The 20,421-nt window shown below is 55.9% G+C and carries 19 protein-coding genes and 1 pseudogene; 6 read left to right on the top strand and 14 right to left on the bottom strand.

The genetic code is table 11. The features are described 5' to 3' along the window. Positions 1 to 88 precede the first annotated feature (88 nt). Positions 89 to 1,015 (top strand): LysR family transcriptional regulator, encoded by a 927-nt coding sequence (locus tag BC440_RS19320; protein WP_071241017.1) that lies wholly within the window; start codon positions 89 to 91, stop codon positions 1,013 to 1,015. Between the two features lie 105 nt (positions 1,016 to 1,120). On the opposite strand, the gene BC440_RS19315 is transcribed toward BC440_RS19320, so the two are convergent. Both BC440_RS19315 and BC440_RS19310 read right to left on the bottom strand, forming a co-directional pair. After that, positions 1,121 to 2,152, bottom strand: a complete 1,032-nt coding sequence (locus BC440_RS19315; RefSeq protein WP_114094658.1) for a cytochrome-c peroxidase — start codon at positions 2,150 to 2,152, stop codon at positions 1,121 to 1,123. A 227-nt stretch (positions 2,153 to 2,379) separates the two neighbouring features. Further along, positions 2,380 to 2,964, bottom strand: coding sequence for a TIGR00730 family Rossman fold protein (locus tag BC440_RS19310; RefSeq protein ID WP_063092776.1), 585 nt, complete (start codon positions 2,962 to 2,964; stop codon positions 2,380 to 2,382). A gap of 362 nt (positions 2,965 to 3,326) precedes the next feature. On the opposite strand from BC440_RS19310, the gene BC440_RS19305 reads away from it, so the two are divergent. From BC440_RS19305 to pssA, 4 genes and pseudogenes are all read left to right on the top strand, one after another. Beyond that, on the top strand, positions 3,327 to 4,313 hold the full coding sequence (locus tag BC440_RS19305; protein ID WP_071241016.1) for a hypothetical protein: 987 nt from the start codon (positions 3,327 to 3,329) through the stop codon (positions 4,311 to 4,313). A gap of 223 nt (positions 4,314 to 4,536) precedes the next feature. Continuing rightward, on the top strand, positions 4,537 to 5,670 hold the full coding sequence (locus tag BC440_RS19300; protein ID WP_071241015.1) for an Ig-like domain-containing protein: 1,134 nt from the start codon (positions 4,537 to 4,539) through the stop codon (positions 5,668 to 5,670). Between the two features lie 154 nt (positions 5,671 to 5,824). Then, positions 5,825 to 6,538: pseudogene (locus BC440_RS19295) on the top strand (phosphatidylserine decarboxylase); the annotation flags it as partial. After that, on the top strand, positions 6,538 to 7,398 hold the full coding sequence (pssA, locus tag BC440_RS19290) for a CDP-diacylglycerol--serine O-phosphatidyltransferase (protein ID WP_007090516.1): 861 nt from the start codon (positions 6,538 to 6,540) through the stop codon (positions 7,396 to 7,398). The pseudogene BC440_RS19295 and the gene pssA, both read left to right, overlap by 1 nt. 62 nt (positions 7,399 to 7,460) lie before the next feature. Here the strand turns inward: pssA and BC440_RS19285 are convergent, their stop codons facing one another. The 5 genes from BC440_RS19285 to BC440_RS19265 form a co-directional block, all read right to left on the bottom strand. Then, positions 7,461 to 8,390 carry a hypothetical protein gene (locus tag BC440_RS19285; protein WP_071241014.1) on the bottom strand — a complete coding sequence of 310 codons (930 nt, stop codon included), beginning with the start codon at positions 8,388 to 8,390 and terminating at the stop codon, positions 7,461 to 7,463. Positions 8,391 to 8,650: 260 nt separating this feature from the next. Next, positions 8,651 to 9,589, bottom strand: a complete 939-nt coding sequence (locus tag BC440_RS19280; protein WP_071241013.1) for a transporter substrate-binding domain-containing protein — start codon at positions 9,587 to 9,589, stop codon at positions 8,651 to 8,653. 301 nt (positions 9,590 to 9,890) lie between these two features. Then, a complete protein-coding gene (locus BC440_RS19275; protein ID WP_071241012.1) occupies positions 9,891 to 13,091 on the bottom strand; it encodes an efflux RND transporter permease subunit in 3,201 nt (1,066 codons plus the stop codon). A gap of 30 nt (positions 13,092 to 13,121) precedes the next feature. Then, positions 13,122 to 14,315, bottom strand: coding sequence for an efflux RND transporter periplasmic adaptor subunit (locus BC440_RS19270; protein ID WP_071241011.1), 1,194 nt, complete (start codon positions 14,313 to 14,315; stop codon positions 13,122 to 13,124). A gap of 119 nt (positions 14,316 to 14,434) precedes the next feature. After that, positions 14,435 to 15,037, bottom strand: coding sequence for a PadR family transcriptional regulator (locus tag BC440_RS19265; protein WP_071241010.1), 603 nt, complete (start codon positions 15,035 to 15,037; stop codon positions 14,435 to 14,437). A gap of 366 nt (positions 15,038 to 15,403) precedes the next feature. Between BC440_RS19265 and BC440_RS19260 the strand changes: the two genes are divergently transcribed. Continuing rightward, positions 15,404 to 16,699: a helix-turn-helix domain-containing protein gene (locus tag BC440_RS19260; RefSeq protein WP_071241009.1), complete on the top strand. Its 1,296-nt coding sequence runs from the start codon at positions 15,404 to 15,406 to the stop codon at positions 16,697 to 16,699. 18 nt (positions 16,700 to 16,717) lie between these two features. Here the strand turns inward: BC440_RS19260 and BC440_RS23000 are convergent, their stop codons facing one another. The 7 genes from BC440_RS23000 to queC all read right to left on the bottom strand — a co-directional run bounded on the left by BC440_RS23000 (position 16,718) and on the right by queC (position 20,381). Beyond that, positions 16,718 to 16,897, bottom strand: coding sequence for a hypothetical protein (locus tag BC440_RS23000; RefSeq protein ID WP_139192150.1), 180 nt, complete (start codon positions 16,895 to 16,897; stop codon positions 16,718 to 16,720). A 232-nt stretch (positions 16,898 to 17,129) separates the two neighbouring features. Beyond that, complete coding sequence (locus tag BC440_RS19250) at positions 17,130 to 17,354, bottom strand: hypothetical protein (RefSeq protein WP_007090508.1); 225 nt, start codon at positions 17,352 to 17,354, stop codon at positions 17,130 to 17,132. A gap of 4 nt (positions 17,355 to 17,358) precedes the next feature. Next, positions 17,359 to 17,778, bottom strand: coding sequence for a hypothetical protein (locus BC440_RS19245; protein WP_071241007.1), 420 nt, complete (start codon positions 17,776 to 17,778; stop codon positions 17,359 to 17,361). Positions 17,779 to 17,855: 77 nt separating this feature from the next. Next, positions 17,856 to 18,044, bottom strand: coding sequence for a hypothetical protein (locus tag BC440_RS19240; RefSeq protein ID WP_071241006.1), 189 nt, complete (start codon positions 18,042 to 18,044; stop codon positions 17,856 to 17,858). 234 nt (positions 18,045 to 18,278) lie between these two features. Next, positions 18,279 to 19,064 (bottom strand): 7-carboxy-7-deazaguanine synthase QueE, encoded by a 786-nt coding sequence (queE, locus tag BC440_RS19235; RefSeq protein WP_071241005.1) that lies wholly within the window; start codon positions 19,062 to 19,064, stop codon positions 18,279 to 18,281. Beyond that, positions 19,061 to 19,420 (bottom strand): 6-carboxytetrahydropterin synthase QueD, encoded by a 360-nt coding sequence (queD, locus tag BC440_RS19230; RefSeq protein WP_247643612.1) that lies wholly within the window; start codon positions 19,418 to 19,420, stop codon positions 19,061 to 19,063. Before queD ends, queE begins: the two co-directional genes overlap by 4 nt. 199 nt (positions 19,421 to 19,619) lie before the next feature. Then, positions 19,620 to 20,381: a 7-cyano-7-deazaguanine synthase QueC gene (gene queC / locus BC440_RS19225; protein ID WP_071241003.1), complete on the bottom strand. Its 762-nt coding sequence runs from the start codon at positions 20,379 to 20,381 to the stop codon at positions 19,620 to 19,622. Between the last annotated feature and the right edge of the window lie 40 nt (positions 20,382 to 20,421).

The raw sequence follows: 20,421 nt of genomic DNA, 5'->3' as shown, positions 1-20,421 counted from the left end.
TGGTGATCCAATAATGAATAACAACGGGATTTTTTGATGATCCGTTATTCAATCCTGTATCGCGCCCCACCACCAACCGAGGCCCCCGATGACAACCAAAAAACCGGACTGGGATCATATACGCGTGTTTCTTGCACTTGCGCGCACCGGCAGCCTCAGGGCGGCCTCTCAGGAGCTTGGCGTCAGCCAGCCGACATTGGGGCGGCATTTGTCCGCCCTTGAAGATGTTGTTGGTGTGGTGCTGTTTGATCGCCTGCCAGAAGGATTGCGCATGACCGAAGCCGGGCGCGATTTACGCCCGCGCGCCGAGGCGATGGAAGAAGCCGCCTTTGCCTTCCATCGGCAGGGTGATGCGATATCGGGCATTCGCGACCGGCAGGTCCGCCTGACCGCCAGTGCGTGGTCGGCCCTGTTTCTGGCAGGTCAGATTGATAGCAAACCCGATGGGCTTTACCTTGAAATCCGGCAATCCGATGATACACAATTGCTGACCAAGCGCGAGGCGGACTTTGCCGTCCGGCATGGTTTGCCTTTGACCGGGGATTTCATCACCAAGCGGCTTGGCACGATTTCATGTGCGATCTATGCGACCGAAAGATTGGCGTACGATATGCGGGGTATGGGACCGGATCGGGTATTTGCCAATGCACCGTGGATCTGTTTTTCGGAAGAATTCGACCTTTATGAAAGCCAGCGCTGGTTGCTGGCCCATATTGACGGCAATAAACCGTTATTTCGCGCGGGCAATACCGCGATGCTGCAAAATGCATTGCGCACCGGGATCGGGGCGGGAATTTTGCCGTGCTTTTTGGGGGACAGCGACCCGGCACTGGCCCGGGTTTCGCGCCCGATCGAGACGCTGGATTCTGATATCTGGCTGATTGTTCATCGCGATCTGCGTGCGGCCGAAGGTATCAAACAGGCGACCAACTGGGTTGCCGATATGTATAAACGCCGGGTGATGCAGTTATCAGGTGCACGGGCCTCTGGCGGCGAGGGAATGGAACTGAAATAGGCAAAAGAAATGCCGCCCGGGTTGTGTCGGGCGGCAGGTTCGCAAAGAGCGTGTCGGGGTTCGCACCTTTGCGGCTACTTTCTGCTTTTCCACACCCCTGTGGGATCAGTTTGCGACCATTGCGGCCGGTTTGGGTGTGGTTTTGCTGCTGACCGGCAGGATTGGATATTCCACCCGCGGCGCTTCCCCGGTCAGGGTCATGAGGAAGGCGGTAATCGCCTTGATCTGGCTGTTGTCAAGTTCAGCACCAAGCTGGCTTGATCCCATGATCGCAACCGCCTGCTCCAGGTCCCAGACCTTGCCGGAATGGAAATAGGGTGCGGTCAGTTCGATATTGCGGAGTGGTCCGGCGCGGAACACATAGTCATCCGTTGCCGTCTGGGTCACGGCAAAGCGGCCCTTGTCATCGGGCGGCAGGATTTCCGCACCCGGCTGTTCGACAACACCGAACGGATAATAACCGGTGCCACCGACATTCACTCCGTTATGGCAGGATGCGCAACCGGTATCGATGAACAGTTCAAGTCCGGCCATTTCGGTTTTGGTCAGGATGGCGTCATTGCCTTCCAGAAACTGGTCAAACCGTGATGCCGGGGTGATCAGGGTTGCTTCGAACGCCTCGATCGCCTTGGCCATGTTGTCAAACGTTACCGGGTCGCTTTCACCCGGGAAGGCGTGGACGAATTTCTGGACGTAATCGCCCATGCTTTTCAGTACCTCGACAACGCGTTCGGGGGTGCTTGCCATTTCAACTCCGGCCTGAACCGGGCCCTTGGCCTGTGCCTTCAGGTCTTCCGCACGTCCGTCCCAAAACTGTGCTTCGTTAAACACGGCATTCAGAACGGTCGGGGCGTTACGCGGGCCTTTCTGCCAGCCATGACCGATGGATGTTTCAAGGTTGTCATCCCCGCCCATGCCCAGATTGTGGCATGTATTGCACGAAATCAGCGCACTGGCCGACAGACGCGGATCAAAGAACAGCATCTTGCCCAGTTCGACCTTTTCGCGTGTGACCGCGTTGCCTTTGACGGCTGGTACCATTGACGGAATGACTTCGAAATGCTCAAGGGCCGTCTTGCGCAAGTCAGAAGGTGATGGTGGTTCTGCTGCAAGGACGTTCCCGGCGACCCCCAGCATGGCAGCAATGGAAACAAGGCTGCCGACCAGACCACGATACGATTTCATTTGCTCTCTCCCAAATGATGGTGGTTCGGGAAGTAAAACAGGCGGCAAATGCAATCACGATGATATATGTCAAGTACCTAAAATAAATGTAATATCAGTATGTTGATTAGAATTTTACAAAGAAAAATCCGCAAGAATCGATATCTTGCGGATTGGAGATCATGGCCGTTTAATCGGGCTTAAAGAAGCTTTTCACGCGGATCGAATTTTGGGGCGGGCTCGGCTTCAAGCTGTTCAAACACTTCATCCAGCGTTTCGGCCACCGTAAACAGGTTGCGGTTGCTTTCACGTGCAAAGCCGTCTTCGATAATGCCATCAATCATATCAAGGCATTTGTCCCAATATCCAAGGGCGTTCATGAACACCAGCGGCTTGTCATGGATGCCAAGCTGGCGCAGCGTTAGCGCCTCGAAGGCTTCGTCAAGGCTGCCAAGGCCACCGGCAAGGGTGACGAACGCATCCGAACGTTTGAACATTTCGACCTTGCGTTCATACATGGATTTGCAGACGATCAGTTCGCTAAGCCCCTTATGGCCGACTTCGATGTCATCCAGATGGGCCGGGATGATGCCGACCACCTTGCCGCCATTTTTCATGACCGCATCGGCAACTGCGCCCATCAATCCGATACGGCCGCCACCATACACCAGTGTTATGCCGCGTTCGGCCATCATTTTGCCAAACGCAATCGCGTTTTCCATGTGCTGGGGGTTTTTGCCGTTCGAAGCGCCGCAAAAAACACAGATCGATTTAACTCTTGTCATGGCAACCTGCCTCTTTGTTGTTATCTCGCAGGTAACTCTCGCCTGAACATCGCGCCATGTGGATGGTGCGTTTGTCGCCTGGCGACGTGGCCCGTCTATCTGCCGAGCATAGCCTATTGCGCGGTCACCCGGTCAATAGTTTCCTTTGCGAAGTTCCCGTGACATCGGGTTATCGATATCATGTGATCCTTGCCGCATTTTTGCCTTGGCAATCGCCATGATCGGGCGCGATAAGCCGAGGTGATTTTTTCGCCGATGGTTAACAGGTTCTGAACCTGATTGTGGGAAGGCTATTCGCATCTGCGCGCAGGCCATGTTCGCGCAGGTTGAAATGAAACAACAAGAAGGCAGGATCGCCCAACGTGTTTGTCGACAGTCCCTTTTGGCTCGCCATTCTGGTGTCCGGTGTTATTACCACGGTCTTGATGCTTGCCCTTTGGCTGGGCCTTGACCGGGCCCTTGCGCGGCGCATGGTGCTGGCTGCGGTTATTCCGGCAGTGGTGGTTGCCGTCCCGGCGGCCATCGGTTTGCCTGCAACCGCCCGGGGCGGTGTGGGGGCAGCACTTCTGATGCTGGTGCTGGGCGGCGTTTGCGGCGCTATCCTTGATTTCGCACATTTGCGTGCGCGCGCTTGCGCGATTGTCGCAATTTTGTTGATGCTGCTTGGCGGCTGGCTGGTTCTGGCGGCCCCGGTTACCGGGCTTTTGTATCATCCGGGCGGCTTGGTGACGCTGATGTGGATCACCTATATCCTGATCGGTGCATCCTTTTTGTGGGTGACGCGCCCCAATTTTGAAGAGGACGAAGACCCGGCTGTGACCAAGGGCAGGGGCAAAAAGAACGGCAAATCGGCAAAATCCGCCAAAACATCGACAAAATCTGTTGTTACAAGCGACGAGGATGCGGCGAAACCGGCCCCGGTTGCGACCTTTGTCGCGCTTGCCATCGGGCAGGGGATTATCGCCGCCCAGTTTGGTCTGCACGATCATGTGGTGTTTCAGGCCGGTCTTTCGGTGGCCCTGTTGGTGGCGCTGATTTCCGAAAAGGCCGCCCCGCAATATCGCGCCGCCTTGTGGTTGGCGATCAGTGCCGCCCTGATGGCAAGCGCATCGGGTGTGATGCTGGCGGTGCCGGGGGCGACATTTGCAATGGCGGTTCTGGTTCTGGTGGTGTTTGCCGGGTCGGGGGCGGCGCGGATTGCCGCCCATTTTCCTGCCGATATGGGCGCTAATGCTGGTGCGGGCGGTGCGGTTCTGGCGATGCTGGTGCGGGTATCGGTTCTGGCGCTACCAGTGCTTGTGGCGGCACTTGTGGCCTATATCGGGGCGACAATGCAGGCCATTCCGTAAGGAATTCGGCACAAGGCTTGACCAACAGCGCTGATTCTATTCATCTTTGCCTAACTGTTGCACTGTAATCTCGGTTTGTTACGTTATGGAAACTGTGTGCTGAAAGTAGTACAAGGTTCTAATTAACGCGTCGGGCGGGGCGTTTGGGGGACTTAATGACTGATAGTTATAAGGTTTCGACGCCGCCCGTAATAATCATAACCACCGTTCAAGGATATTACCGGTGAAAAGACCTTATATCCTCGTCATCATTGGCGTCCTGCTGATTGTCGCTGCGATCTCGTTGAATTATATGCTGACACAGTCGGCAGATGAAGCCGATACACCGGCAAGAACAACAGCACCGCCCGCCGTGACACCGGATGCCGCAAATACGCCGCAGGTCGCGCCGGAACAAACCGAAGCCGCACCCGAAGTTCGCACGCCGAGCTTTGACGTTGTGCGCATTGGACCGGATGGCAATGCCGTGATTGCCGGTCGCGCCGCTCCCAACAGCACCGTGCGCATCCGCGAGGGTGATGAAGTCATCGGGCAGGCAACCGCTGATGAACGCGGGGAATGGGTGGTTTTGCCTGATAAGCCGCTGGCAAGTGGTGACCGGGAATTGTCGCTTGAATCCGAAGACAGCACTGGCGAAGTCTATAAGGGCGATGACAATGTCGTGGTTCTGATTCCTGAAAAACCGGCATCAGGCGAAGCCGTAACGGCCGAACAGTCCGGTGACGCGGCAAAAGACGATGACAAGGCAGAACAGCCGATCATCGCCATGCGCGTCCCCAAGAAAGGTGGTGCCGCGAGCGTCATGCAGGGCCCGGCCCCCGAAGATATGAGCGAAGAAACCGCGCGCGAACTGGCCCAGGCGATGCCGGAAGGGGCGGAAGTTCCCGCAGCAGCGATGCCGCGCCTGTCGATTGATGTTGTCGACTATGACGAACAGGGCCGGGTTGCCATGTCTGGCAAGGCCGATGACGACACCAGCATTCGCGTTTACCTTGACAACAAATTTGTCGGCAGTGCCTCGACCGGGGATGACGGCAACTGGGCCCTGACAATTGGCGAACCGATTGAGCCGGGCCAGTATCAGTTGCGCGCCGATCAGCTTGATGCGTCCGACAAGGTGACGGCACGTGTTGAACTGCCGTTTGAACGTGCCCGCCCGGATCAGATTCTGGAGCCGGGGACACGTTATGTCGTTCAACCGGGCAACAGCCTGTGGCGGATCGCGCGCCGGACCTATGGTGATGGCCTGCAATATTGGGTGATTTACAACCAGAACCGCAAACAGATCCGTGATCCCGACCTGATTTATCCGGGCCAGATTTTTGCGCTTCCGGAAAATGGAACCGCCAAGCAGTAATTGCTGTTCTTTGCGAGGGGCAAAACACATGATAATGGTGTTTTGCCCCTTTTTTTATTCAGGGCCTTTCGGGTTGCGTTGCCCTTTGTCATCACTAGATGCTAAGAACGCGACCAACCGGTAGTATCGATACCGTCATTGTTATGCCCATACCCATGGCAACCAGGGAATAAAGACTTTGAAATCCGTTCTTGTGCCGATCAATCCCGAAGGCTGGAAATTCGTTGCGATTTTTGCAGCGATCACCGTGGTTCTGTTTCTGATTGCCGAACCGCTGGGCTGGATCGGTGTGATCCTGACACTCTGGTGTGCTTATTTCTTCCGCGATCCGGATCGTATTACCCCGGTTGACGAAAATCTTGTCATTTCCCCGGCGGATGGCCGCGTCTGCATGATTTCCAAGGCACCACTGCCCAAGGAACTTGAACTGGACGACAAAACGCCGCGTACCCGCGTTTCGATTTTCATGAATGTGTTCAACGTTCATGTGAACCGTTGCCCGGTCAATGGTGAAGTCGTCGGCGAGGCCTATGTCCCCGGCAAATTCGTTAATGCCGAACTCGACAAGGCATCGGAAAACAACGAACGCCAGATCCTTCTGGTGCGTGACAGGGAAGGTCGCGAGTTCGGTGTTGTCCAGATCGCGGGTCTGGTAGCACGTCGTATCCTTTGCGATGTCGGTCGTGGTTCGCAGCTTAAGGCGGGCGAACGTTTCGGCCTGATCCGTTTCGGATCGCGGGTTGACGTTTATCTGCCCGAAGGTGTCGAACCCAAGGTCATCGTTGGCCAGACCACGATTGCGGGTGAAACCATCCTTGCCGATATTGCGGCCAAGGGGGTTGAAGCGGCCGTCGGGGAGATTCGCTAATGGCAGGCGGCATCCGGCAAGATCATCGCCCCCGTCGGTTCAAGGCATTATCGCTCAGCCGTCTGGCGCCGAATGTCGCGACCCTGATGGGGATGTGTGCGGGGCTGACGTCGATCCGTTTTGCGATGCAGGATCGATGGGAAGCCGCGGTTGCCGCCATCCTGATCGCCGGGATCATTGATGGCCTTGACGGTCGTCTGGCCCGGATGCTGAACGCATCAAGCCGTTTTGGGGCCGAACTTGACAGTCTTTCGGACTTTGTCTGCTTTGGCGTTGCGCCAGCGATGATGCTGTATTTCTGGTCGCTGCATGAATTCGGACCGGTCGGCTGGGCCTTGTCGCTTCTGTTTGCGGTGTGCATGGCATTGCGTCTGGCACGGTTTAATACCCAGATGCTGGGTGAACCGGAATTACCGACATGGGCTTATCGCTTTTTCACCGGCGTTCCGGCCCCGGCGGCAGCCGCCCTTGCGATGTGGCCGATTGTTCTGACCTTCCAGTTCGGGCGGGGCGTTTTTGACAGCCCCTATATCGTCGCACCATATGGTGTTCTGATTGCCGGACTGATGGTTTCGCGCATGCCGACCTTTTCTTTCAAAAAGGTCAAAATTCCGCGGGCGTGGGTTTTGCCACTGATGCTGGCATTCGGGGCGTCTGTGGCGTTTCTGGTGTCCTCGCCTTGGTTGACCCTGTCGGTGATTGCCGCGGTCTATTTCGCAACCTTCCCGCTGTCCTATCGGTCCTATCGCCGGATGGGTGTTGAAAACCAGCAGGAAGAAGTCCGAGCCGAGGAAGAAGACGATGACGGTGAACCCGACGACGATCCCGACGAGGGACTTAACAGGGTCCACCAGAACTGATCACACCCGATCAAGACTTTCCCAGGCACCGTTTTTACGGTGCCTGTTTTGTTTTGCGGATGTCATTGCATCGCGGATGCAGGGACATCACGCGTTGTTTTGAAATCACGCAGTGTTTCCTTGAAACGGGCACGGTCGGCGTGACCGAGATAATCGACATAATATTCAAGCCACGGCATGTCAGGATTGCTGGCAAGGATGTCATTGATCTTGGTGATCGCACCGATCCCGGTTGATGACCGGTTGCACGCAATGGCAAGATCAAGCAATCGCGGCATTCCCCCGATAGGCAGTGCAACCGTATCGGATGCTTTACCCTGTGCCCGGCGATGGAACTCGATTTCCACCGGAAAGGCCAGCATCCAGTCGATCCTCCCCATTTCCAGCATCAGAGGAAAACTTGATTGATTGTCGGTGCGCAGAACATTGGGGGAATCAATCGCCTCTGCCAGGATGCGATCTATATCGGGTCCATAAGACCGCGATTTTGCCAGCGCGGTATAGCGCGACGTGTCTCCCAGCAGGGCTTCAAGGTCAATCGTGCCGTCCCCGAACATATAGGGCTTGAATGACACCAGCGCGCTGTCGGGGACGACAACCGACAACGGCAGAAGGGGGGCGACGGTGTTGCTCAGGATGAATTCGCGCGCCCTTTCCGGGGTATTTTGCGTTCCGGGAATACAGACCGTCTGGCCTGTATCGTCGGTCATGCGCATGGCGTCATATGCACTGCGGCGTGGCAGGATTTTCATCAAATGATGATATTCGGGCATACGCACGATAAACCAGTCCAGCATCTGCGCGCCATAACCATTCAAGCGGTTTTCGACCTTGATGAAGCCGGGCATGTCTGCATCAATCGCCCAAACGATATCGGTTTTGGTTTCAGGGGCTGATGGTCGCACGTCCTGCGCCATCACGCCCGATGGCTTCAAGGCCAGCAATGCCAATAATGCTGCAATCATCAGAGAACTGAAAAGTCGTCTGCCCATGCCAATTCTTCCGATCGCCAAGATGCGCGGTTCGATGTTTCGATTTGTGCTTATCCAAAGGTGGTGGGTTGGCGGTAAGGATCAATAGCCACACGACAGAAAATTGCGCCATAAATCCCATTGTTATGGAATAATTGCCGGTTTTTTTGGGGTTTTGATGATCGGAATGCGCATGGTTTTTCCAGCCCCATTTATGTCATGTCGGTCACTTTAGGATAGGATGTGCGCGCATTCTGTCACCGGCTAACGCGACGCTGATGCTATTTGGTTGGTTGCAGTAACGCTTCGAACTGTTTGGGATCAATGTATTGCGCGCAGGCCGAAAGGAACCATTCGCGGTCCTGGGGGGAAAGCCACGCGGCATAGAAATTTGTCCAGGGCATATCAGGATTGGCATCGACAATCTGGTTGATCCGGGTGATGGCCTGTTGTCCGACCGGTGTTTTGGCGCAACCGATTGTGGCTTCAAGCAGATTGGTGTTACCGCGGATTGGCAATGATTTGATCTGCTGGTGTGGTGTGACATCGCGGCGGTAAAATTCAGCTTCGGACGGAAAATAGAATATCCAGTCGATCCGCCCCATTGCCAGCAACTTTAAAAGTTTGCTGTCGTCGGCCACCGGCATGATTTGCGGGGCTTTGCGATATCGTTCGACATAATTGTCAATCAGCGCCCCGTAGGAGCGCCCGATCCGAAGGGCGGTGGCCATCTCCGGGTTTGCCATCAGCTGTGCAAGCTGAATATGACCATCTTCATCCATGAACGGTTTGAAATTCTGCTCGTCCCCGGCGCGGATAACGACCGAAATCGGCAAGTGCAAAAGAATGGTCTTGGCAAAGCTGATATAGTTGCGGCGTTCGTCGTTCGGGATCAGGGTGGTGCTGCATCGGGCATTGTTGTGCTCGTTTTCCGGGTTGCTGCTATCACGCATTTCTGCCAGAAGCCGTGCTAGGGGGACTTCCTGAATTCTGTGCTGATAATCCCCCAGTCGCGCAATAAACCAGTTCTGGGTATCTGCGGCATATCCCGTCAGTTTACCATCTTCGGAGATGAAGGCGGGCGCAAATGGCGGCACTGTCCAGATCAGTGTACCTGGCACATCGGCATTGGCCGTTGCTGCCATAAAGGGCAGGGCTAAAAGCCCAGTCAGGCCGGAAATTGCACCACATCCAAGCCGGAACTTCATCCGCAATCCCATTTTCAGTTCCCGAGTTTACAAGGATCTTTATTGTTTTGTCGTCAGGATAGTACCCAACTCATTATCAAATTATGTAAGGGGTCCTATCCGAACGAAGGATTTATCCTATCACTTGGGGCGGTCTTGAAATGCGGTGAGTGCTCCATCGAACTATGTCCTGACGCTCTGGATTTTATGGTGTGCCGTCCCCCCAAAAAAAAGCGACCGGCCCCCGGTGCGTAGCTGGGGGCCGGTCAAACCGCGCGGCGGGGTCGGGGGGAATGTCGCGCGGTTTTTACTGTTATGTCTGGCGTGGCCGGGATTATGACCTATGGTCGGCAGATTGTGGCGTGCCGCCCTTGCCAAATTTATCCGCCATCCGTGCCTTTAGCTTCCGCCAACCGATCCCCGACTTGTGGCGCATCATCAGTGCGCAGGGGGTAAAGACCAGTGTCAGCACGGTGGCAAAGGCCAGACCAAACGCGATGGATGTCGAAAGTTGTACCCACCACTGGGTCGAAGGGGCACCAATCGACATGGAACGTTCGGCAAAGTCGATATTGATCTGTAACACCATCGGCACCAGTCCAAGGATGGTGGTAACTGTGGTCAGCATCACTGGGCGCAAACGCTGCGCGCCGGTTTGCAGGATCGCGGTTTCGATACTGTCCGCACTGTGTTTGAGCCGGTCGAAAGTATCGATCAGAACGATATTGTTGTTCACCACGATCCCGGCCAGTGCCACAACCCCGATCCCGTTCATAACGATGGAGAACGCTTGTCCCGTGATCATCAGCCCCAGGAAAACACCCGCCGTTGACATGATGATGGCCACCATGATCAGAAGCGAACTTGAGATGCTGTTGAACTGGGTGACCAGAATGACAAACATGATGAACAGCGCAACCGAGAAGGCATTTTTCAGGAAGTCCGCCGACTTTTGCTGTTCTTCATCCTGTCCCTTGAATTCGACCGAAACGCGCGGATCGATATCAAGGTTTTTCATCCATGCCTTGACCTCCTGCACCTTGGTGTCGACCAGGATGCCTTCGGCAACGTCGGCCTTGACGGTCAGGGCGCGGCGGCTGTCAACGCGTGACAATGTCCCGGTTTTGGGTTTTGCGGTGCGTTTGACGAAGTTGGCCAGCGGCACCAGCCCCTTGTCGGTCACGATCTGAAGGCTTTGCAGTTCTTCAAGGGACCTGTGTTCGGCCGGGTAACGACCGACAATGTCGATTTCCTCGGTCGAATCATCCGGGCGATAGGTTGAAAAATTGATCCCGTTGGTCACCAGCTTGATCACATTGCCGATCTGGTTGATGTCCGCCCCGAATTTCAAGGCCTGCGCACGGTCAACCGTGTATTCCCAATCAATTCCCGGAGGCGATTTGCCGTCTTCGAAATTGTAAAGACCGCCCATCTCCTGCAATCCGGTCATGATTTTGGTCGCGGTTTCATCAAGTGCATCGGGATAAAGCGACCGCAACTGAATCTGGACATCCTTGCCTTGCGGAGGGCCTGCTTCGGCGGCACGAATTTCGATCTGCAAGCCGGCCAGATCGGCGGTTTCTTCAAGGATGCGATGTTCGATCTCGGTCGCCTTCGGGCGTTTCTGCCAGTCGGCATATTCAAGCTGGATGACACCGATCACGTCTTCGGGGGTGTCGTTGCCGCCGCTGCTTGCACTGCGGCCCGAACGGGCATAGACGGTATCGAACCAGTGTTCGCCTTCATGCTTGGCGTCAAGGCCAAGAATGCGATCCTCAACTTCCTTTAACAACGCATCCTGTTCATAGTAGGACATATTGCCGCGCGCACGGACCTGAACGGCGGCGACTTCGGGCTCGACTGCCGGGAAGAACTCCACCCCGCGACCAAATATACCAAATGCCGCCCAAACCCCGATCAGGATGACAAATGCCATCGGTACAACCAGCCAGTGGAACCGCAACGAGCCTTTAAGCAGACGGACATAAAAACCTGTTCCGCCCTTAAGATCGCGCAAACGATCCATCCGGCCCGCGGCAACCGCGTCCAATGCCTCGCTTGAGGCAGAGCCGGGCTTGCCAAACCATGCGCCAACCGTGGGCACAAAGATCAGCGCCATTACAAGCGACGCGGACAGGGTAAACAGAACCGTGATCGGCAGGAATTTCATGAATTCGCCGACGATATCCGGCCAGAATGCCAGCGGCAGGAAGGCGGCAAGTGTTGTTGCCGTCGATGCAATGATCGGCATCGCCATGCGTTTGGCTGCTAGCGGATAGGCCTGCTTGCGCGGCAATCCGTCAAGCATCTTGCGATCGGCATATTCGGTAACCACTATCGCGCCATCCACCAGCATCCCGACCGCCAGGATCAGACTGAACAGAACCACGATATTGACCGTCATGCCCAGTGCCCAAAGCACAAGGATTGCTGTCAGGAAGGAACCCGGAATGGCAAGGCCCACCAGAAGCCCCGACCGCCAGCCCAGCGACCAGATCACCACCACCATGACTAGCAGTATCGCAAGGATAACACTGTTCTGAAGGTCGGTCAGCATGGTGCGGATATCTGATGATTTATCTTGCGAATAGCTGACCGTGATATTGGGTGGGAAGGATTGAGCCGCTTCGGCGGTGACCGACTTTATGTGGTCAATCACATCAATGATGTTTTCGCCAACACGTTTGGAAACCTCGATCGCGATGGCCGATTGGCCGTTCAGACGGGCAAAGCTTTCGGCATCCTTGAAGGTCCGGCGGACTTCGCCGATATCGCGGAAACGGATGACCGAATCACCGTCAACGATAAGCGGCATGTCAAGGATGTCATTGACCGTTTCAAACAGGCCGGGAACCTTGATGTTGAAGCGGCCCGATCCGGTATCGATGGCCCCCGCGGCCACCAGCGCGTTCGAATTGCGCACCAGCGATACGATATCAACCCCGTTCAGGCGATAGCTTTCCACCTTCATCGGATCGATGACAAACTCGACCAGTTCTTCGCGGTTGCCGGCAAGATTGGCTTCGAGAACCGCAGGTATACCTTCGATATTGTCTTTCAGGTCGCGTGCCAGACGCAGCAAGGTCCGTTCAGGGACATCACCGGCAAGGGTGACAACCAGAACCGGGAATAGCGACAGGTTGACCTCGTGAACTTCGGGATCGTCGGTATCGGTGGGCAATTCTGACTTGGCAATGTCGACGCGTTCGCGCACATCGGCAAGGGCGTCGTCGATATCAACATCGGAATAGAATTCAAGCGTGACCGAGGCACCGTCCTGATAGGATTGCGATGTCATTTCCTTCACACCTTCGATGGTGCGAAGTTCCTGTTCCATCGGACGTAGCAAAAGCCGTTCGGCATCTTCGGGCGAAATGCCATCATGATGCATCGACACATAAAGGACCGGGATCTGCACATCCGGGTCGGCTTCCTTGGGGATCGCGTTGTAACCCACCCAACCGGCTGCCAACAGCAGGATCAGGGTCAGGATAACGGTGCGCGAACGGTCAAGCGCAATATCAATGAGGGACATCTTTCTGTCTCCAGTTCCTCAATGCCACGCTTAACGCGCGACCGTTTCCTTGGGGGCGGGGGCCATGTTTTGTAAACCTTCGGGGGTATCGCCGGTTTCAATCCGGCTGACTTCGACCGTTGCGCCTTCCTTGACCCAGTCATGGCCGACCACGATCAGGTCGATCTTTTCCGGAAGGCCGCCAATCCAGATGCCATCTCGGTTTCCTCCCTGAAGTTCGATCGGGTAAAACGCAACCTTGTTGTCATCGACAACGACGCGCACGCCGACCTGACCTTCGTCATTCAGCGTCAGGACCGACGGGGCAACGCGATGCGCCATCTTGGTGCCGATTGGAATTTGCAATTCGGATGTCATGCCATCGGGGATGCCAAGGTCGGTATTATCTATTTCGACTTCGACCCGATAGGTACGTGTCGAATTGTCCGATGCCTGCGACACATAGCGCACGACACCATCGGCCTCGCGCCCATCAAACAGGGTGATATGCGCCAACTGGCCGGTCTGGACGCTGCCGATCGAATGTTCGGGGACATGGGCAACCACCAGCATCGGGTCGGCCTGGATCAGGGTCGCGACAGGATCGTTTACCGACAGAAGATCACCGATTTCAGCCGGGCGGTTTTCCACCACGCCGTCAAACGGGGCGCGAATTTCGGTATGGTTCAGTTCGATCTGTGCCAGTTTCAGGTCCGCCCGCGCTTCTTCCAGCAGGGCCTTGGTTTCTGCGACACCGGTTTTCGAACGGTAATTCTTTTCGGCAAGGCTTTTGGCCGCGCTGTTTTCAAGTTCGCGCTGGGCGACAAGGGCACGCGCCTTTTCCACGCGCGCGGCACGGTCTTCAACCGCCAGCTTGACCAGAAGATCACCCTTTTTCACGCGCTGGCCCTTGATTGCGCCGATTTCTTCGACCATGGCATCAATCTGGGCACGGATTTCAACGGAAACCACGGCTTCGGTGCGTCCGGAAATGCGCAGGACATCGACATGTTCGACGGCTTCGCTGGTTCTGACGCGGACCGATGCATGTGGGGCGTGCCCGGCCGAAGGTGACGTGGTCGGCACAGGCGCATCGCCATTTTTCGCGACTTGCGCACCGTCTGCGTTCTCGACCACTGACGTCGGCCCTGTTTCGGCGGAATCGTCCCCGCCCAGTAATCCGGACCCAACCCAAAGTACCGCCCCGACGGCAAGTACGATGGCGATAAGGCGTGAAGCATTCATGGTTCTATTCCCTCAGATATGCCCAAACGGAATGCGTGTGGCACTTGATAAAGTGGCGCTTTGTGGTGAACCTTGCGGTTCTTGTTATTCTTGGTTCTGTTGTTATTGTTGTCGGCGGATCAGGCTTTACTGTCTTTGCGGGTTCGCAATTCCTCGATCAAACCTGATTTGTTTTCGCGGATGAATTTCAGTGTCGCCTCGCACATTGCCTGCCCAAGTCCGGCGACGAAACGGCAACCGGGGGTCGGCTGTCCGTCTTCATCGCGGCCATGGGTAAGTGGACATTTATCCTTTTGCGGATTGTCGGGATCGATATCGAATTTCATCATTTCGTGGCGGGCGGCGAATTCATCGATCAATGCCTCGGTCAGCTCGATGGGCAGTTCCTCGGCAAAGGTCAACATGAACAGAATATCGGACCGGTAACGATCCTCGCCCGGGCGGGTTTGCAACAATGTGCGCAGAAACGTTCGGCGGCCTTCGCTGGTCAGTTGGTAAACCTTTTTGTCGGGGCGATTTTCCTGTTCGCGTTCAACAAAGGTCACCATCCCGTCCTGGGTCAGCTTGGTCAGTGCCGGATAGATCGAACCCAGAGACGCGATCTGGAAATGGCTGAAAGTGCCATCTTCAAACATTTTGCGTATCTCGTATCCGGTTGATTCACCACCCATCAGGGCGCCAAGGCACAATGTGCGTACATCCATATTCTGTTCGGTATCCATCCTGTTATGCGTCTCGATCCGATCATCGTTCCGGCGGGGGAAGAGGCCAGAACAACTATATCATTTCGATATATATCGATTCTTAGTATATCGGACTGATATAGTCAATTTATTGCACGTTTCGGTTTAATGACGACTGATAAGGGTGGTTTGTTACAAAATCGGGCGAGTGGTTTGATTTGGTTGGGGTTAACCGCGCTTATCATTGAAACAAACTGGCTTAATTTGTCCGGCCGGGCGTCCGGTTGTGCATCGTCGGACGCCGATTGTGTTTGTTCGTGCATATTGAAACGATATAGGACGACATTTCCTCACCCCGGTAAGGGGACAATGCCGGGCACCGATCAAACGGGATAAAGCGCGTTTATGAACGATATATATGACTATCTTGATCTGTTTGTGGCTGTCGCTGGCATCGCGCAGGCAGCATTCCTTTGTCTGCTGTTGCGGTCCGAAGGTGCGCGTGCGCTTCGTGCCAATCGCTGGATGATGCTTTTCCTTGCTGCTGTGGCGTTCAACCTGTTCGAAGATGTCGCAGAGGTTTTCTTTTCACAGCAAGGCTATCAGGTTGTCGAAATGATATTCATTCCTGCCAATTTCCTGATTGCCCCTGCTGTTTATCTTTACTTCCGCGAAGTTTCGGGCGTGCCGTCACGTCAGCCTTGGGTGCATTTTGTGTTGGCTGGGGTGGTCCTGAATCTCATGGCATGGTCGATCACCAATGGCATGCCCATTTCCGATGATTTTCAACATAGTTTTACTGTTCCTGCCGCCATCAGCAGTTTCTGCTGGTTTGCGATTTTCGCGCAGGCGGGAACTTATGTTTTGCTGATCTGGAAGGTGGCGCATCGGTATTTCCGTCAGGCACAGGAACAGCTCGGCGTGGATCGCAACGCGATGCGCCGCTGGATGGGCGTCATTCTTGGTGGTGTCAGCCTGATCTTCCTGACGGCCCTGATCGGTAAGATTGCCGCATTTTTCTTTGTTGAAGACCTGGCGATGTCGGGAACCGGGGTTGCATTTGTGCTGCTGCTGTTCGCACTCAGTTATGAAATCGCGACCCAGCCGGTTTTGTTTGTCATGCCCGATTGGCCGGGCGAAGGTGAGGTGGATGAAGAGGACCTGACCCAGCCAGTACAAGGTTCGGCAAACAGTGCTGTTGTTTCGGTGGCTCCTGCTGCGTCTTCTGCAAGGGGTTCCGACGCGGAGCCGATCTCGCGGCCGCTTCTTGACGGTGACGGTGTGGCATCCGCGCTCAGGCGGCTTGACGATATCCGTAAACGCGGTGACTTGCTGCTGGATCCTTTGGTTTCGCTGCCAAAACTCGCCCGTGCGGTGGGGCTTTCGCCCAATCAGTTATCCTATGTTTTAAACCATCATGTCGGGCAGAATTTCTTTGATTATGTCAATGGGGCCAGGATTGAGGAGGCGCGTGCGGTGCTGATTGCCGAGCCGGAGCGGACCATCCTTGATGTGGCGCTCAGTGTTGGTTTCAATTCGAAATCGACCTTCAATCTGGCGTTCAAGAAACTGACCGGGGATACGCCAAGTGCGGTGCGGGCAAATGCGCGAGCAGCGGCAGAAAACAGGCCGTCCGGAGTGACACCGGCTGGGCCGGCAGGGCCGGATGAGCAGGCCCGGACGCCGGACGTCGCACAATAGTGCAGGGTCGGCAGGATTTCACAACAGGAACCTGCCGACATGATCCGCCCCAGAAACCAGCAAAGCAACCATCAAAGAAACCTTTTCAAGCCCAGCACAAAGACCAGCCATAATACCAGTACCAAACCCAGCGATAATAATAATGGCCGAAGCACGGTTGCCCGAAAGGGCATCGTCACAAACGCCATCGATGGCCATGATGATGGCCTTCGGAATGTGCAGTGTATCCGCAAGCGGACCTTTCGGATCGGCGGCCTTATGATGCTTTTTCTGGTGATGACCGGACCTTAGCCCAGAATGGTCCAGAACAGGAATACCGTCACGGTCAGAAATGAAAGCGACCCGGCGGCCATTTTCATAAACTCGATCATCTTGAAGGACATTGATGGCTCCTTTTTTGGGGGCGCGAGATCAGGCGATATCAAAGGGGCTATCGCGGATTGGTCGGGGTGAAACGGGCCTGATAAAGCTCGTTCCCCAAATCATCAAACAGGGCGAAGGCATCTGGTTTTTGAGGCATGCCCGCCCCTTTCAAAAGGTCTTCGGCCTGCGCAATCGCAGCCTCGATATCGGGGGTGACGCAGTCAATCCGGTTTAACCGTGCACGGGCGTCAGAGCCGTCATGCACGCGGAAAAACTCGATCCTGATCTGCATGATTTCATGGCGTCCTGTGATCGGGCTGCGAGGGACGGAAGGCAGGGCCGGGACCGGTCGTCGCGTGGCCGGGGTGATCGTCTTCCCCTGCGTCATCTGCGTCGCCGTGATCGTCATCTTTGCCAGTTGCACCGATCATCCGGGCGCGTTCTTCCTCGCGCAGGGGGTCGGCATCCAGGACCAGGGCGCTATCAAGAATGACGGGATCAAGAACCAGCACGCGTTCAAAGGTCGTTTTGCCATCGCGTGACCAGACATGCAGGTTGCTCTGAACCTTTTTATAGCTGCGCGTCGCGGCCATCAGATCAAGTTCTTCAAGGGTTTCGACCTCGTAAGTGCCAGCCTGAAACAGCTCGTCATATCCTTCCAGCCGGAACGGATGGAAAAAGGTGACGGTCCGATGCGTGTTGCGGGTGATGGTCATGATCAAGCTCCTTGCGCCTTCGACACAGGAACCAAAACCGACGGAGGGGGCAATCCCCCGCCTGTTTGTGAAACCGGTTATTGCGGTGGCGCGGATGGCGCGGGGTTGGCGACCGGATTTTCTGCCTGTTTGACGGTTGGCGGACCTTCAAGCGGCGAATGTTCCGGCTGGGCCAATGGCGTATCGACCGGGCGGCCTTCCAGCGGTTCTGCGGGCTTTTGCTTCCCGGACTTCACATGGTTCAGTGAAAAGCTGCGAAAAGACATTTTGTCCTGCTTTCTGTTCAGGAGGGCAAAATAGACCTCCCTATTAGAAATGGTCAGAATGGCGCGCAAAAGCAAATCGCGGGTGGTCGCAACGCCTCGGAAAACCGGCTAATTATCTGATATTGCTTGTCGTCTACTGGATGATTTATTTTCAATTCATGGTTTATTTTCCATAAATATATGCCCGCATAACGAATGTGGCGCGGGCTTTGCTGTGCTAGGGGCAGCGGAGAATCACACTCCGCGCAGGTTGCCCCAGACATGGACGTGCCATTGCGGCAGGACGCGGATGTTAAACCAGCCGCGTTCTGACACCTGATCAACCAGCCAGCGGTAGCGTTCCGTAAGGCCGTCGATATCAACGCCGTTAAGGCCGTCCGGGTGCGGTTCGGCGGGGGTGATGTTGACCGGTTGCAGGCAGACCGGAATATCGGGATGCAGGTTGCGGACATGGTCGGCGAACATCAGGTCGGCATCGTCGCGGACCGGGAATTTAAGCGTGATCGCCGGGCCGTCAAACACACCATTGGCACGCGCCGCAGTGATACAGGCGGCAAGAGCATCGGGGGCGAAATCGGTGCTGCTGCTTGGCGGTTTGGGGCTGAGAGTCAGGTAATCAAGATCGGCAAACCAGTCGCGTGCGATGCTGCCCTGGGTTTCGATGGCAAAGGTAAAGCCATCGCGTTTACCAAGCGCAATCAGGCCGCCCAACGGCTGGATCGCCGGGTTGCCGCCCGACAGGGTCACAAGGATCGGCTTGCCACCCGAAAGGGCGCGGACCCGATCCATGACTTCGGCCGCCGTATTCGGTTTCCAGTCGGCGCGAAAGGCCGGATCGACGGCATAAAGCGTATCGCACCATGAACAGCGATAATCACAGCCGCCGGTGCGGACAAATACCGTCGGCATGCCGATCAGCGCACCTTCGCCCTGTACGGTCGGGCCGAAAATTTCCGATATGCGGATTTTATCGTGTGCCAGTTCTGATTCAATTTCCGGCTCAAGTTCCGTTCCGCTCATGGCCGGTATTCCGCCCAGGTTTTCGGCGTTTCGGAAACGCGCACAGCACTTACTTCGGGCCAGCGGTCATGCGCCCATTCGTAAAAGAACAGCGCCAGCCGTTCGGCAGTGGCGTGATCATGGCCAAGGACCTCGTTCAGATGGCGGTGATCAAACTCGTCATCGATCATTTTCTTGAGCGGGGCGAGTTCGCGGTAATCGCGGACAAAGCCGCGCGCATCAAGCTCCGCACCGCGAAGCTCGACCTCGACAATGTAATTATGCCCGTGCAGGCGCGCGCATGGGTGATCGGCATCAAGCCCGGCGAGCTGGTGGCTGGCGGAAAAGGCGAATTGTTTGGTGATGGTGAACATCATGATTGCTTTCGATACGGCGCGCCCGTGCCCGCGATGTGGCGGAGGGCTTGCGGCCGGGTTGGGTTGTGTCTGTGAGTCTGCGGTTCGAAAGACTGGACTCCTGCCTTCGCGGGAGTGACGGTTTTGGGGGTTATTACCTTACCTTCGTCATGCCCGCGAAAGCGGGCATCCATGTTGCCCCATGCTCGGTCCTGCGGTTTCAATCCCTGGAAGTCTGGGCTCCCGCCCGTGCGGAAGGGGTGGGTGAAGCGCCAAGGCTACGCGCCATATGTTCGGCCCGTGCCTGTTTCCAGTAATCGCGATCCACATAAACCGTTGGATCGGGCACACGGGCAAGTTCAAGCGCCTCGCGCCGCTCGACACAGGTGCCGCACCGCCCGCAATGGGTTTCACCACCCTTGTAACACGACCATGTGCGATCAATTGGCACGCCAAGCCGCCCGGCCTCGGCGGCGATATCGGCCTTCGACCCGTGGAGGAACGGCGTATAAAGCGACACGTCGCGCACACCCTCAAGGGCGTGGTTCTGCATGATCTGGAACGATTTGATAAAGTCGGGGCGGCAATCGGGATAGATGAAATGATCCCCACCATGAACAGCGGCCGCCACCGCATCCGCCCCGGCCGATGCCGCAGCCCCGAATGCCACGGCAAGCATGATGGCATTGCGGTTGGGAACCACGGTGATGCGCATGGTTTCCTCGGCATAATGGCCGTCGGGTACAGCGATATCATCGCTTGTCAATGACGACCCGGTGAGGAGTGCGCCAACCGGCGTCAGATCGACAATGTGATGTTTGACGCCAAGATCGCGTGCGGCACGCGCGGCGTAATCAAGTTCCTTTTTATGGCGTTGGCCATAATCGAACGAAATCAGGGAATGCAGGTTGTGCTCGGCCGCAACCTTATGGGCCAGCGTGACGGAATCCAGCCCGCCAGAACAGACGACAATCGTCTTCATATGTCATGTCTTTCGTGTTTTTAACCTGGTGCTACGACAG

The organism is Thalassospira sp. MIT1004 (genome assembly GCF_001858545.1).
GTDB classification, from domain to species: Bacteria; Pseudomonadota; Alphaproteobacteria; order Rhodospirillales; family Thalassospiraceae; genus Thalassospira; species Thalassospira xiamenensis.
The sequence above is the reverse complement of the archived record's forward strand: the minus strand, read 5'-3'. Positions and strand labels throughout refer to the sequence as shown.